The organism is Paenibacillus pasadenensis (assembly GCF_002864175.1).
Taxonomy (GTDB): Bacteria; Bacillota; Bacilli; order Paenibacillales; family Paenibacillaceae; genus Paenibacillus_O; species Paenibacillus_O pasadenensis.
The window spans coordinates 1,740,514-1,753,444 of record NZ_NFEZ01000004.1; the positions used below are offsets into that span (position 1 = coordinate 1,740,514).

At 68.9% G+C, this 12,931-nt stretch carries 8 protein-coding genes; all 8 read left to right on the top strand.

Annotation, left to right across the window (positions count from 1 at the left end):
* Positions 1-934 precede the first annotated feature (934 nt).
* The 8 genes from B8V81_RS17165 (at position 935) to panD (ending at position 12,923) form a co-directional block, all read left to right on the top strand.
* A complete protein-coding gene (locus tag B8V81_RS17165; protein WP_101808827.1) occupies positions 935-2,290 on the top strand; it encodes a copper resistance D family protein in 1,356 nt (451 codons plus the stop codon).
* Between the two features lie 61 nt (positions 2,291-2,351).
* Positions 2,352-3,218 (top strand): sensor histidine kinase, encoded by an 867-nt coding sequence (locus tag B8V81_RS17170; RefSeq protein WP_101808828.1) that lies wholly within the window; start codon positions 2,352-2,354, stop codon positions 3,216-3,218.
* A 19-nt stretch (positions 3,219-3,237) separates the two neighbouring features.
* Positions 3,238-3,966 carry a response regulator gene (locus tag B8V81_RS17175; protein WP_101808829.1) on the top strand — a complete coding sequence of 243 codons (729 nt, stop codon included), beginning with the start codon at positions 3,238-3,240 and terminating at the stop codon, positions 3,964-3,966.
* 181 nt (positions 3,967-4,147) lie between these two features.
* Positions 4,148-4,894, top strand: a complete 747-nt coding sequence (locus B8V81_RS17180; protein ID WP_101808830.1) for a YcnI family copper-binding membrane protein — start codon at positions 4,148-4,150, stop codon at positions 4,892-4,894.
* 440 nt (positions 4,895-5,334) lie between these two features.
* Entirely contained in the window at positions 5,335-6,369 is a 1,035-nt protein-coding gene (gene pheS, locus B8V81_RS17185) for a phenylalanine--tRNA ligase subunit alpha (RefSeq protein WP_028599897.1), read from the top strand.
* A 22-nt stretch (positions 6,370-6,391) separates the two neighbouring features.
* Positions 6,392-8,827, top strand: a complete 2,436-nt coding sequence (gene pheT / locus B8V81_RS17190; protein ID WP_028599896.1) for a phenylalanine--tRNA ligase subunit beta — start codon at positions 6,392-6,394, stop codon at positions 8,825-8,827.
* 200 nt (positions 8,828-9,027) lie between these two features.
* The gene (gene zapA / locus B8V81_RS17195) at positions 9,028-12,060 is read left to right on the top strand and encodes a cell division protein ZapA (protein ID WP_146000523.1); all 3,033 of its coding nucleotides are present in this window, start codon (positions 9,028-9,030) and stop codon (positions 12,058-12,060) included.
* A 479-nt stretch (positions 12,061-12,539) separates the two neighbouring features.
* A complete protein-coding gene (gene panD, locus B8V81_RS17200) occupies positions 12,540-12,923 on the top strand; it encodes an aspartate 1-decarboxylase (protein ID WP_028599895.1) in 384 nt (127 codons plus the stop codon).
* Positions 12,924-12,931 lie beyond the last annotated feature (8 nt).

Here is a 12,931-nt window from a genome sequence, read left to right on the forward strand (position 1 = left end):
ACCGGACGCCATACGAGCGGCAACGGCGCGGAAGCAGTCTCAAACCTCGCACGAGACCGAGCTCGCCGCAAAGCGGCCTCGGCCAGAGGCGCTCCATCGGCCACCCTCTACGGCGCCCGCTCTCGCGTGAGGGCTCAAGCTCTGGCTCTGGGCCCTCTGCTCGGCCACCTATAGCCTTTCGTACAGCCCCCAAGCCGGCCGTAGGCCCTGAGCGCTAGCCGGCCCGGCCTCAAGTAGGCTCCTACTGGGCCTCTACTCTCTATGGCGCCTCGTAGCCGCTACCCACCTCGGCCTACTAGCCTCGGCTAGCCCCCTCGAGGTAATATAGGCTACCGTAGCTGCGCGCCCCCCTCTACCTACCCTGAGAGGGCCTCGGCCCCCCGGCATCGTCCCTCTTGAGCTGAGCGCCCCCCGGCGTAGGCCATAGCGCCTCGGCTCTAGCCCCTGGCGGCCGTACATACGCGCCTCGGCTTCCTACCCGAGCTAGCCGTAAAGGCCCTCCTCCGGCTTCGCACCTCATGAGCCTACTACCAGCCGCCTCGGCTTCTAGCCCCTGAGCATACCATCGGCGCCTCGGCTCCGCCCCTGGTGGAGCCACCCGCGCAGCCGCGCCGGACCGGGGCCAGGCTCATTCGACACTAGGCCATCAGGCCCTCCTCGGCCGCGCGCCTGACGCTGCGGTAGCCTCAACGCGCTTATCGTGCTGTGCTGAGGCTGCTCGCCTTGGGTCAGGGGTGCCAGCGCAGCAGGCAGGGACACGGCTACGGTGCTGGACACCGAGCCATGGCGAGCGTAGGCTGGAAGCCGCGCCCGGGTCTAGTCGCTTGTTCGGACGATCGCAGGAGCAGTCAGCGTACCGGGAGGGCGTCTATGGACGCAGCTCCACCGTCACCGCCGAGCGGGCGAATAGCAGGCCCACGGTTGACACTGAACCTTGCCGCTGTCCCACGCTCGCGAGGGCGTTGACGGTTGCTACCGCATCATTTCCGAGGACGGCCATCCGGTCGGCGGCTCCTACGTCTTCGTCGTCGGAGACCCGCCCGCCGCGCGGGACGCCTCGACGTTCGACGTCCATGCCCAGCTCGGCCACGCCGGCCACGAAGAAGGCGGGCTGACGACGGCCAGCCTGATCCTGTACGCCGTGCGCTTCCTGTACTACGCCGCGCTCATGCTGGCCGCCGGAGCGGCGCTCTGGCCGCTGCTGTACCGGCAAGGCTGGTCCCGCATCCCCGAGCCGCTGCGCGGACGGCTCGAGCGGCTGCCGCAGCAGGCGCTCGTGCTCGCCGCGCTGCTCTACGTCTTCGTCGAGACGCAGCAGCTCATGATCGGCCAGCCGGCGTCCGAATGGAGCCGGCTGTTCACGGCTACGGCCGTCGGACAGAGCTACCTGGCGCTGCTGCTGCTCGCCTTTGCCGGCCTCGCGCTTCCGGCGGGCCGAAGCGCGCTGCGCTTCGTCTGGGCGCTTCCGCTGCTCGCGACGGAGGCGTGGAGCGGCCATGCGGCCGCAGCCGCGCCGCGCTGGGCGGCGCTCTCGCTCGATTACGTCCATCTCGCCTTCGCGGCGCTGTGGGCGGGCGGCCTCATGCTGCTGCTCGTCCTCTGGCAGGCGGAGCGCAAGGAAGCCGGACGCTTCGCCGCCAGCTTCTCGCGCATGGCCTGGATCAGCATCGTGGCGCTGACGCTGTCGGGCATCGGCTTGACGCTCCTGTACATGACCAAGCCCGAGTATTTGCTGCTGACGCCTTGGGGCATCCTGCTGCTTGTCAAGACCGGGCTGGTCGTGCTCGTGGCCGGAGCCGGGTTCCTGATCCGCGTCCGCATGAAGCGGTCCGGCTTCCCGGGCGGCGCGCTGCTCAAGGCCGACGGCGCGCTGATGGCGCTCATCCTCGTCATCGTCGGCGTCTTCACCTACATCAGCCCGCTTCCGGCCAACGAGCCGGTCGGCTGGCACAAGATGGGCAGCGAGATGCATGTGTCGATCCGGATCGCCCCGAACGTGCCGGGAGACAACGAGTTCACGGTCCGCATCTGGATGCACAAGAGCCTGGGCGATCCGAAGTCGGTCCAGCTGCGCCTGATGTCCGAGGACAAGCCGGAGCTCGGCGCGATCGAGATTCCGCTGGAGAAGTTCGAGGACGACGAGATCAGCACGTTCGAAGGCTACACCAAGACGGCCTACCGGGCCAAGGGCACGTATCTTCCGTTCGCGGGCCGCTGGACGGCCGAGGTCCGCGTCATGGACCCGAACGACGACGAGCGGGTCGAGCGCTTGAGCTTCCGCAATTATTGACGAGCGGCGACAGGCGCTGCGGGCGGAGCCGGCAGGCCGGCCGAGAAGAGGGAGGCGGACGATGAAAGCAAGCACGATCAAAAGGCTCATCCTCTGGACGCCGACCGTCCTGACGGCGGCATGGGAATATGCCCGCCATACGTTCCTGCTGCCGTACGTGTCGATGGACACGGGCAACGTCATCAGTCCGATCCTCGTCTTTCTCGTCACGGTGACGCTGCTCTCCAAGCTGTTCGACATGCTCGAGAACGTGCAGGAGCAGCTGCGGCGCGAGCAGGCGGTGAAGGCGGCGGTGCAGGAGCGGGACCAGATGGCGCGCGAGCTGCACGACGGCATCTCGCAGTCGCTGTTCCTGCTGTCGGTCAAGCTCGATCGGCTCGACCGGGCGGAGTCGCCCGAGGAGGTCAAGCAGGCGAGCGAGCAGATCCGCGGCACGGTGCGCCATGTGTACGAGGACGTGCGGGAGGCGATCGCCAGCCTGCGCTCGGCGGATACGGCGGCGGAAAGCGGCATGCCTTGGCTGCAGCCGCTGCAGGATGCCGCGGCCGAGCTGGAGGAGTCGGGGACGAGCACGGAGATCGACTGGCAGCTGCCCGACCTGTTGCTGACGAGCCGCGAAAAGGTCGAGCTGCTCGCGATCGTGCGCGAGGCGCTCATGAATGTGCGCAAGCATGCCTCCGCCTCGCTCGTGAGCGTCGCCTGCCGGCAGGTCGGAGCGGACGGCTTTCGCTGCGTCGTCGCCGACGACGGGCTCGGCGCTTCGCCGGGAGCCGAGTCGGCCAAGGGCCATTACGGCGTCCGCATGATGCGCGACCGAGCGGAGGGCGCGGGCTGGAGCTTCGGGTTCCAGAGCCCCCGCCCCGACCTGGGGACAGGCACGTCGATTGAGATCATGCGCCAGCCGTCTGGCGCGAAGCTGAAGCCATGAACATCGAGGAGGAAGGACGATGAATGCTGCCGAACGGAACGACCCGGTGCGGGTGTTGCTGGTCGACGACCATCCGCATGGGCGCGAAGGAATGAGGATGATCGTCTCGGAGGACCCTTTCTTCGAGATCGCCGGAGAGGCGTCGGGAGGGGAGGAGGCGGTCGCGCGCGCCGAAGAGCTGCAGCCGGACCTCATCCTGATGGACATCCGCATGCCGGGCGTCGGGGGGCTGGAGGCGACGTCCCGCATCAAGGCGTCGCTGCCGTCCGTCAAGATCGTCATGGTGACGGTGTCCGACGACATCGCCGACCTGTTCGAGGCGATCAAGCGGGGAGCCCAGGGCTATCTGCTCAAAAACCTTTCCCCGTCCGCCTGGCTCGACTATTTGCGGGCCGTCTCGCTCGACCAGGCGCCGATGAGCCGGGAGCTGGCCACGCGCATCCTGCAGGAATTCCTGCCGGGAGGGCGGGCCTCCGCGTCCGCGGATCCGCGGACGGCGATCCCTTCCTCTCCGCGGATGGCGGCGCCTGCGCTGTCTCCGCTCACCGAGCGCGAGAAGGAGATCCTCGAGCGCGTCGCGCGCGGCGACTCCAATCGCGAGGCGGCGTCGGCGCTCGGCATTTCGGAGAATACGGTCAAGAACCATCTCAAGAACATCCTGCAGAAGCTGCATCTCGACAACCGGGTCCAGCTCGCGCGCTACGCCTACGAGAACGGGCTCATGGACCGTGGCGCAGGCGGAGGCTGAGACGGCGAGAGGGCGGTCCGCACGGCGGCCGGTCCCACCTTCCCGAGCGGACGGCGGACCGGCCGTCGTCCTCATTTTTGTCAAGATCATAGCCCTTTCGGGTCATGTCCATTTCCAGCGGCGATCCTATACTTGTAAAAGAAAAGCAAGGGACCAACAGTCCGACAGGAGGAAACAAGACATGAATCAACGCCGCAAAAGCGCGCTGTCCCGCAGCAAAGGGAGCGTCGCGGCTCTGCTCGCCGCGCTGTCGCTGTTCCTGATGGCCGGCATGGCGAGCGCCCATGTGACGGTATGGCCCAAGGAGGTCGCTCAGAACTCGTATGAGGTGTTCACGGTGCGGGTGCCGAGCGAGAAGAAAGACGTGCTGACGACCGCGGTCGCCGTGCGCGTGCCGGAGGGCGTGAACATCACCCGCACGCAGCCGCAGCCCGGCTGGAAGACCGAGCTCGAGCGCTCGGCCGACGGCAAGATCGAGCGCATCACCTGGACGGCGGAAGAAGGCCAGGGACTGGCCGTCGAGAACTTTACCGAGTTCAAGCTGTCGGGCAAGGTGGAGGCGGACGCGACCGAGCTCAAGTGGAAGGCTTACCAGACGTACAGCGACAGCAGCGTCGTCGAGTGGATCGGCGCGCCGGACGCCGACTATCCGGGTCCGGTCACGGCCGTAGGCGCCGGCGAGGCCGAGAGCGACGGCCATGGCCACGGCGCGGCCGCAAGTCCGGCGCCAAGCGCGTCTCCGGCCGCATCGGCTTCTCCGGAGGCGTCCGCCGCCCCGGCCGCCAGCGACGCCCCAGCTGTCGATCAGCCGCTTGCGCCGGCTGCCGAGAAGGACAGCCTGCCGCTGATCCTCTCGATCATCGCTCTGGCGCTCGGCGTCGTCGCCGTCATCGCGGCGTTCGCCCGTCGCGGCGGCTCGAAGGACTGAGCAGGCGGCCGGACGGAGCCCCTTCAGTTGCATTTTCCATTCGCTCTGGATATAATGAGCCAAGATATCCACCAGCATCGATGGAGACCAGTACGCCATGCCTGGCCCGACAGGGAGGGACCGCCGCCGATTGAGAGCGGTCCCCGGCAGCCAGCCGGCCGAATTCACTCCGGAGCTCGAGCCTTGAACGCGTCCGCGAGGACGCCTGTAGGGGCTCGCGGGCAGCCGTCCGTTATCCGGCCTTCAAGCAGCCCGGCGCATCCGCGCCAGGGACGAGCGGCTTTTCCGGCGGGTTTTCCGCCTCCAGGAGATGCCCCGCCCAGCGGCTGGAATCAGGGTGGTACCACGGTCCTTTCGTCCCTAGCGGAGAAAGGGCCTTTTTGTTTTTTCACAGCGGCTTGCGGCGGCAGCCGGAGCCAAGTCCGAAGGAGGCGTTAGCGATGAAGGAACGTTTGGAGGCTTTGCAGGCGGAAGCGCTGCAGGAGCTGCAAGGAGTCGCCGGACCGCAGGAGCTCGGCGAGCTTCGCATCAAGTATTTGGGCAAAAAAGGCGCGCTCACCGAAATTCTGCGCGGCATGGGCGCGCTCAGCGCCGAGGAGCGTCCGGCCGTCGGCGAGGTCGCCAACCGCGTGCGCGGGGCGATCGAGGCCGTCATCGAGGAAAAGGCGGCGGTCTACCGGCGCGCCGAGACCGAGCTGCGGCTGCGCTCGGAGACGATCGACGTGACGCTGCCCGGCAGCGCGCTGCCGACCGGAGCGGTCCATCCGCTGAATAAGGTCGCGCAGGAGATCGAGGACATCTTCATCGGCCTCGGCTACACGATCGCCGAAGGTCCCGAGGTCGAGACCGACTACTACAACTTCGAGGCGCTCAACCTGCCCAAGGACCACCCGGCCCGCGACATGCAGGACTCGTTCTACATCACCGACGAGATCCTCATGCGCACGCAGACGTCGCCCGTGCAGATCCGCGCGATGAAGGCGATGAACGGCAAGTCGCCGCTCAAGGTCATCTGCCCCGGCAAGGTGTACCGCCGCGACGACGACGATGCGACGCACTCGTTCCAGTTCAACCAGGTCGAGGGGCTCGTCGTCGGCAAAGGCATCCGCATGAGCGACCTGAAGGGCACGCTGCTGCAGTTCGTGCAGGAGATGTTCGGCAAGCAGGCGCGCATCCGCCTGCGCCCGAGCTTCTTCCCGTTCACCGAGCCGAGCGCCGAGGTCGACGTCACCTGCTCGCAGTGCGGCGGCAGCGGCTGCCGGATGTGCAAGCAGACCGGCTGGCTCGAGATTCTCGGCTGCGGCATGGTGCATCCCAAGGTGCTCGAGGCCGGCGGCTACGATCCGGAGGAAGTGACCGGCTTCGCCTTCGGCATGGGCATCGAGCGGATCGCGCTGCTCAAATACGGCATCGACGACATCCGCCATTTCTACGCGGGCGACCTGCGCTTCCTGAGCCAGTTCGAGCGGATGTAAGGAAAGAGAGGGGACTAGCGCCATGAAAATATCGACGAACTGGCTGGCGGACTACATCAGCCTTGAAGGGCTGACGCCGCAGGAGATCGCGGAGAAGATGACGTCCGGCGGCATCGAGATCGACGCCGTCGAGGCGATGGATAAAGGCGTAAGCGGCGTTGTCGTCGGCTACGTCAAGGAAAAGACGAAGCATCCCGACGCCGACAAGCTGAACGTCTGCAAGGTCGACGTCGGCGCCGGCGAGGACCTGCAGATCGTCTGCGGCGCGGCCAACGTGGACGCCGGCCAGCATGTGCCGGTCGCGACCGTCGGCGCGAAGCTGCCGGGCGGCCTCGCGATCAAGCGCGCCAAGCTGCGCGGCGTCGAGTCGCAGGGCATGATCTGCTCCGCGCGCGAGCTCGGGCTGAACGACAAGCTGCTGCCGAAGGAGCTGCAGGAGGGCATCCTCGTCCTGCCGAAGCTGGAGCTCGGCCGGCCGATCGTCGACGTGCTCGACCTCGGCGCCCATGTGCTGGAGCTCGATCTGACGCCGAACCGCTCGGACGCGCTCAGCTACCTCGGCGTCGCCTACGAGATCGGCGCGCTCACGGGCCGTCCGGTCAAGCTGCCGGAGAGCGCCGTATTCGGCGCGGCGGACAAGACGGCGGACCGCCTGTCCGTGCGCATCGACGCCCGCGAGGCGTGCGCGCACTACAGCGCCCGCTACATCCGCGGCGTGCAGGTCGCGCCGTCGCCGCTCTGGCTGCAGAACCGGCTGATGGCGGCCGGCATCCGGCCGATCAACAACATCGTCGACGTGACGAACTACGTCATGCTGGAATACGGCCAGCCGCTCCATGCGTTCGACGCGGACCGCGTGGCCGGCGGCAGCATCGTCGTGCGCTTCGCCCGCGAAGGCGAGGAGCTGGAGACGCTGGACGGCCAGCTGCGCAAGCTGCAGCCGCATATGCTCGTCATCGCCGACGGCGAGCGGGCGATCGGCCTTGCCGGCGTCATGGGCGGCGCGAACTCCGAGGTGGACGGCGATACGACGAACGTCATCCTCGAATCCGCCAAGTTCGACGGCTCCGTCGTGCGGCGCACGTCCCGCCAGCTCGGCCTGCGCTCGGAGGCGAGCCTGCGCTTCGAGAAGGAAGTCGATCCGGCGCGCGTCATCCCGGCGCTCGACCGCGCGGCTTCGCTGATCGCGAAGCTCGGCAGCGGCCTCGTCACCGACGGCATCGCCGAGGACGTGGCGCGCACGTACGAGCCGGTCGTCATCGAGGTGTCGCTGGAGCGGATCTCCGGCTATCTCGGCGCGGACATCTCCAAGCTGGAGGCGCAGGCGATCTTCGGCCGCCTCGGCTTCGACTCCGAGGTCGGCGACGGGTCGCTCCGCGTGCAGGTGCCGACGCGCCGCGGGGACATCTCCCGCGACGTCGACCTGATCGAGGAGATCGCCCGCCTGTACGGCTACGACAACATCAAGGCGACGCCGATCGTCGGCGAGACGACGCCGGGCTCGCTGACCGCGCCGCAGGCGGTGCGCCGCGAGCTGCGCCGCCGCTTGTCGGACGCCGGCCTGCACGAGGTCATCAGCTACTCGTTCACGGCGCCGGAGCGGGCGGGGCTGTTCCCGGACCTCGCTCAGGACGCGAAGCCGATCCGCCTGGCGATGCCGATGAGCGAGGAGCGCAGCGTGCTGCGCACGTCGCTGCTGCCGCAGCTGCTGGAGACGGCGGCGTACAACCGCAATCGCAAAAACCACGATCTCGCGCTGTTCGAGATCGGCACGGTGTTCCACACCGACGAGGAGACGCTGACGCGTCTGCCGCAGGAGAAGCATCGCTTCGCGCTGCTGCTGACCGGAGCGAGCCGCTCCGCCGCGTGGAACCGCAAGGCGGAGAAGGCCGACTTCTACGACGCCAAGGGCGTGCTGGAGACGATCTTCGCCGCGCTCGGCCTGAGCGGATCGGTCTCCTACGAGGCCGCCGCTCCGTCCGGCCTGCATCCGGGCCGCACGGCCGCCGTCAAGCTGGACGGCGAGCGCGGAGCGGAGACGATCGGCTACGTCGGCCAGCTTCATCCGGAGCTGCAGCTGGAGCTCGGCCTTGACGACGTCTTCGTCGCCGAGCTGGAGCTGGGCGCGCTGTACGATGCGGCCGACCGCTCGATCGTCTACCGCACGCTGCCGCGCTATCCGGCGGCCGACCGCGACATCGCGGTGACGGTCGACGAGACGGTGCCGGCGGCCGCGCTGGCCGCCGCTGTCCGCGAGGCGGCCGGCGAGCTGCTGGAGTCGGTGCGGGTGTTCGACGTCTACACCGGAGAAAAGCTCGGCGCCGGCCGCAAGAGCGTCGCGCTGGCGCTCGTGTACCGCCATGCGGAGCGCACGCTGACCGACGAGGAGGTCGCGGCGGCGCATGCCGCGGCGGTCGCCGCGCTGGAGCAATCTTTCTCCGCGGAATTAAGGAAATAGGCAGGAAACGCAGGAAGCCGCATCGAAGTAATCCCGCGAGGGAGCTGCCGATGCGGCTTTTCCTTGTCTGGAGGGGCGCGGCGAAGCCGGAAGGCCCTCTGGATCGTTCTTATCCACATGGATCTTGACGCCCTGAGACGGGCGATCGAAATAGACGGGCAGCAGGAGAGCAGCTCAACGAGCAACGGGAGGATACCGCCTTGAAGGAAGCCGATCGCTTGAGAGTAACGGTCGATATATACGGACATCAATACCGGTTGACGGGTCATAGCAGCTCGGATTATATCCGCCGGGTCGCGCAGGTCGTCGACGAGAACATGCACAAGCTGGCCAAGGGCTACCCGCGGCTGGACATGCCGAGGCTGGCGGTGCTTGCGGCCGTGCATATGGCGGAGGACGTATTCCGCTTGCGGCAGGACAGCGAGCTGCTCAAGGAGGAGCAGAGCATCCGCAAGACGCTCATGGGCGAGCTGGACAAGGCGCAGGCCGCGACGGAGCAGGCGCGCGAGGAGCTCGCGCGGTCCGAGCGGCGGGCGGCGGAGGAGCTGGAGCGGCTGCTCGGCGAGCGCGAGGCGGCGGAAGCCGCGCTGCGCGCCGAGGCCGAGGAGCGGCTGGCCGCCGTGCAGGAGGCCGTCAAGGAGGAGGCGCAGCGGCTGGAGCGCCAAAGCGCCGAGACGGCGGCCGAGCTCGAGCGGCGCTGGCGGGAGGAAAGAGAGCGCCTGATCGAGGAGAACCGCGTCCGCGCCGAGGAGCTGGAGCGCCGGCATGAGGCGGAGCGCGCCGAGGCCGCGCAGATGCTGGAAGCGGAGCGGCAGGAGTGGGAACGGCTCTACGAGGCGGAGGCGAACGAGCGCGAGTCGCGGCTTGCCGAGGCGATGGCGGAGGCGGAGCGGCGCCATGAGGCGGAAAAGGCCGCCGCCCGCGAGCAGCTCGAGACGGAGCGGCGCCGGCTGGCGGTGCAGCTGGAGGAGAGCCGCGCGGAGCTGGAGCGCCGGCTCGAGGAGGAGCGCGCCGAGGCGGCCGGCGTCTTCGAGCGCGAGCGGGCGGAGCTCGCGGCGGCGCATGCGGCCGAGATGGCCGCGCGCGAGGAAGCGTTCGCCGTCCAGCTCGCGGAGCTGGAGGAGCGCTTGCTGGAGCGCATCCATGAGCTTCAGGCGCTGCATGCCGGCGAGGCCGAGGCGCGCGAGCGCGAGCGGGCGGAGCTGGAGCAGCTGTACGAGGCCGAGTGCCGGGAGCGCGAGCAGGAACGCGCGGCGCTGCTGGAATCGAAGCGGGCGGAGCTCGAGACGCTCGAGGCTCGTCATCTGCTGCGCGTCGGCGAGCTGGAGGAGCAGCTGCTCGCGGCGCGGCAGCAGGGCGAGCGCAGCCTCGCCGAGCTCCGCCTGCAGCAGCGGGCGGAGCTCGAGGGCGCGCTTGCCGGCCGCGAGGCCGAGCATCGCGGCGAGCTGGAGCGGCTGCGCGCGGAGCAGGAGCTTCAGCTCGCCGAAGCGCTGGAGCTGGCGCAGGCGACGGAGGCTGAGCTCCAGTCGCAGCTGACGGAGAGCGCTTCCGCGCTGGAGGAGGCTCGCCAGCAGCTCGCCGCGCTGGAGCAGCGGCTGCAGCAGCAGCGCCAGGAGCAGCAGCGGCAGCTGCAAGAGCTGCAGCAGGAGCAGCTGCAAGTGCTGCAGGAGCTGCGCCAGGAGCAGCAGCAGGCGCTGGAGGCCGAGCGGCAGCAATTGCAGGAGCGCCAGCAGGAGCTGGAGGCCGAGCAGCAGCAGCTGCAGGCCGAGCGCGAGCGCGGCAGCCGGCTTGAGCTGAAGCTTGCCGCCGAGCGGACCGGACGCGAGGAGGCGGAGCGGCTGTTCGCCGAGGCCGGAGAGCGGGCCGAGGCGCTGGAGCGCGGCGAGGCCGAAGCGCGCGAGCGGCTCGGCCTTGCCGAGGAGCAGCTCGAGGCGTCGCGCCGCGAGCTGGAGGCGCAGGCCGGCCGCGCCGCCGCGCTGGAGGCGGAGCTGGAGCGGCTGCGCGCGGCGTCCGCCGCCGAGCGCGAGGCGGCCGCGAGCGAGCTGCGCGAGGCGCTGGAGCGGGCGGCCGGCGAGATCGGCCATGCGCGCGAGCAGGCGCAGGCCGAGGCGGCCGAGCAGGTGCGCGCGGCCGAGCGGCGCGCGGAGGCGCTGCAGGCGTCCGCCGCCGAGGAGGCGGAGCGGCTGCGCCGCGAGGCGGGCGAGGAGCTGAAGCTCGCGCAGCTTGCCGCGCAGGAGGAGCGCGAGCGGCTCGCCGCCGCCCATGCGCAGGAGCGCGAGCGGCTCGCTGCCGCCCATGCGCAGGAGCTGGAGCGGCTTCGCGCTGCAGCCGAGGCCGAGCGCGTCGGCGGCGCGGAGCGTCTGCGCGAGCTGGAGGAGCGAGCGGCCGGCGAGGCCGGCCGGGCGGAGGAGGCGCAGAGCCGCCTCGCCGGGCAGGGCGAGCAGTGGGCCCGGGAGCGGTCCGGCCTGGAACAGGAGCGCGACGCCGCCCGTCGCGAGCTGGCTGAGGCTCGCGACGACTGGTCCAAGCGGATCGCGGATGCCGAGGAGCATCTGATGCTCGTCATGGAGCAGGAGGAAGCCCGCGGCCGGCTGCTCGGAGAATCCCAGCGGCTGCTGCGCTCGACGCAGGAGGAGCTGGAGCAGTCCCGGCAGCGGACGGCGGAGCTGGATGACCGGCTGCGCGAGACGGCGAGCCGCCTGCAGGAAGCGGTCGCTTCCCGCGACGAGGCCGAGGCCGCCCTGCGGGAGCGGCTGGCCGCAGCCGAGGCTGCCCGGGAAGCGCTGGAGCGCCGCCTGTCCGAGATGACAGGCCAGGCCGAGGCGCTGCGCGAGCAGTCCGAGCGGGACTGGCAGCGGCAGCTGGACGAGGCGGCCGCCGAGCGCGAGCGCCTGAGCCGTCTTGTCGCCGAGCAGCAGGAGCGGCTCGAGCAGCAGTCCCGGCTGGAGGCGGACCGCGCCGAGGCCGAGGAGGAGCTGCGGCGCCAGCTGGAGCTCGCGCATCGGGAGGCCGCCGTCTCCGGCAGCGCGGTCGAGCGTCTGGAGGATGCGATGCGTCAGCTGGAGGAGGAGCGCACGGACAGCCGCCAGGATCTCGGCGAGCTGCAGCGCGACAACGAGCGGCTGACGACGGCCTACGACAAGCTGCGCACGGAATTCGAGCTGCTGCGTACCGAATATTCCAAGCTGCAAACGGAATATAACGAATGGATCGAGCTGATCGAGCAGAGCTGACGCCTTGAAGCGTGTCCGTCTCGAGCGGTCAAAAGAGGAGCCTTGCGGGCCGGAAACGGCATCCCGCAAGGCTTTTTCATTTCCCACAGGCGCAGTTGGAATAGAAAAGTCCCCCGGTGCCCAAGCACTTTTCTCCCTGTCGCCGCTTCCCTATATCCTCTAGTATTTAGGTGAAATAGACAATTTTAGCTCTTTGACAATGAGGAGAATCAGGAGATTGGACCTAGGGCTGCGGGCAGCCTTGCCTCGCTTGTTCCCGTGCCTTGCGGCATGCCGGTCCTTTGCTCCTGCAGCGCGTCCCCGCGGCGCGCGCCGCATCTTCGCTCATTCCCCCCACCACGACTTCCTTCGAGCCGTTTCGCCGGCGAGCTTCCATCCACTCTTGACGAAAGGCGGTGCCCTCGCTCCTGCGGCCTCCGGCCGCGCTGCGTCCGAACTCCCGAACCGATCGCTACCATTCCCAAGAGGAGAGTGTCCTTATGTTCAGAGAAATCCACAAATCCAAAATCCACCGCGCCGCCGTCACCGAGGCGAACCTCCACTATGTCGGCAGCATCACGATCGACCAGGACCTGCTCGATGCGACCGACATCTGGGAAAACGAAAAGGTGCAGGTCGTCAACATCAACAACGGCGCCCGCCTCGAAACCTACGTCATCCCCGGCCCGAGGGGCTCCGGCGTCATCTGCCTGAACGGAGCCGCCGCTCGGCACGCGCAGCCCGGCGACCTCGTCATCATCATGTCCTACGCGATGATGGCCGAGGAGGAAGCCCGCGGCTACGTCCCCAAGGTCATCGTCCTCGACGCGGACAACCGGATCGCGTCCGCCTCCTACCGCGAGCTCCATTCCACGACGATCTAGCGGAGGAC

Bases quoted from the DNA above. Each gene is read 5' to 3' on its own strand.
- B8V81_RS17170 (WP_101808828.1), top strand. From the start codon at position 2,352: ATGAAAGCAAGCACGATCAAAAGGCTCATCCTCTGGACGCCGACCGTC.
- B8V81_RS17175 (WP_101808829.1), top strand. From the start codon at position 3,238: ATGAATGCTGCCGAACGGAACGACCCGGTGCGGGTGTTGCTGGTCGAC.
- B8V81_RS17180 (WP_101808830.1), top strand. From the start codon at position 4,148: ATGAATCAACGCCGCAAAAGCGCGCTGTCCCGCAGCAAAGGGAGCGTC.
- pheS (WP_028599897.1), top strand. From the start codon at position 5,335: ATGAAGGAACGTTTGGAGGCTTTGCAGGCGGAAGCGCTGCAGGAGCTG.
- pheT (WP_028599896.1), top strand. From the start codon at position 6,392: ATGAAAATATCGACGAACTGGCTGGCGGACTACATCAGCCTTGAAGGG.
- panD (WP_028599895.1), top strand. From the start codon at position 12,540: ATGTTCAGAGAAATCCACAAATCCAAAATCCACCGCGCCGCCGTCACC.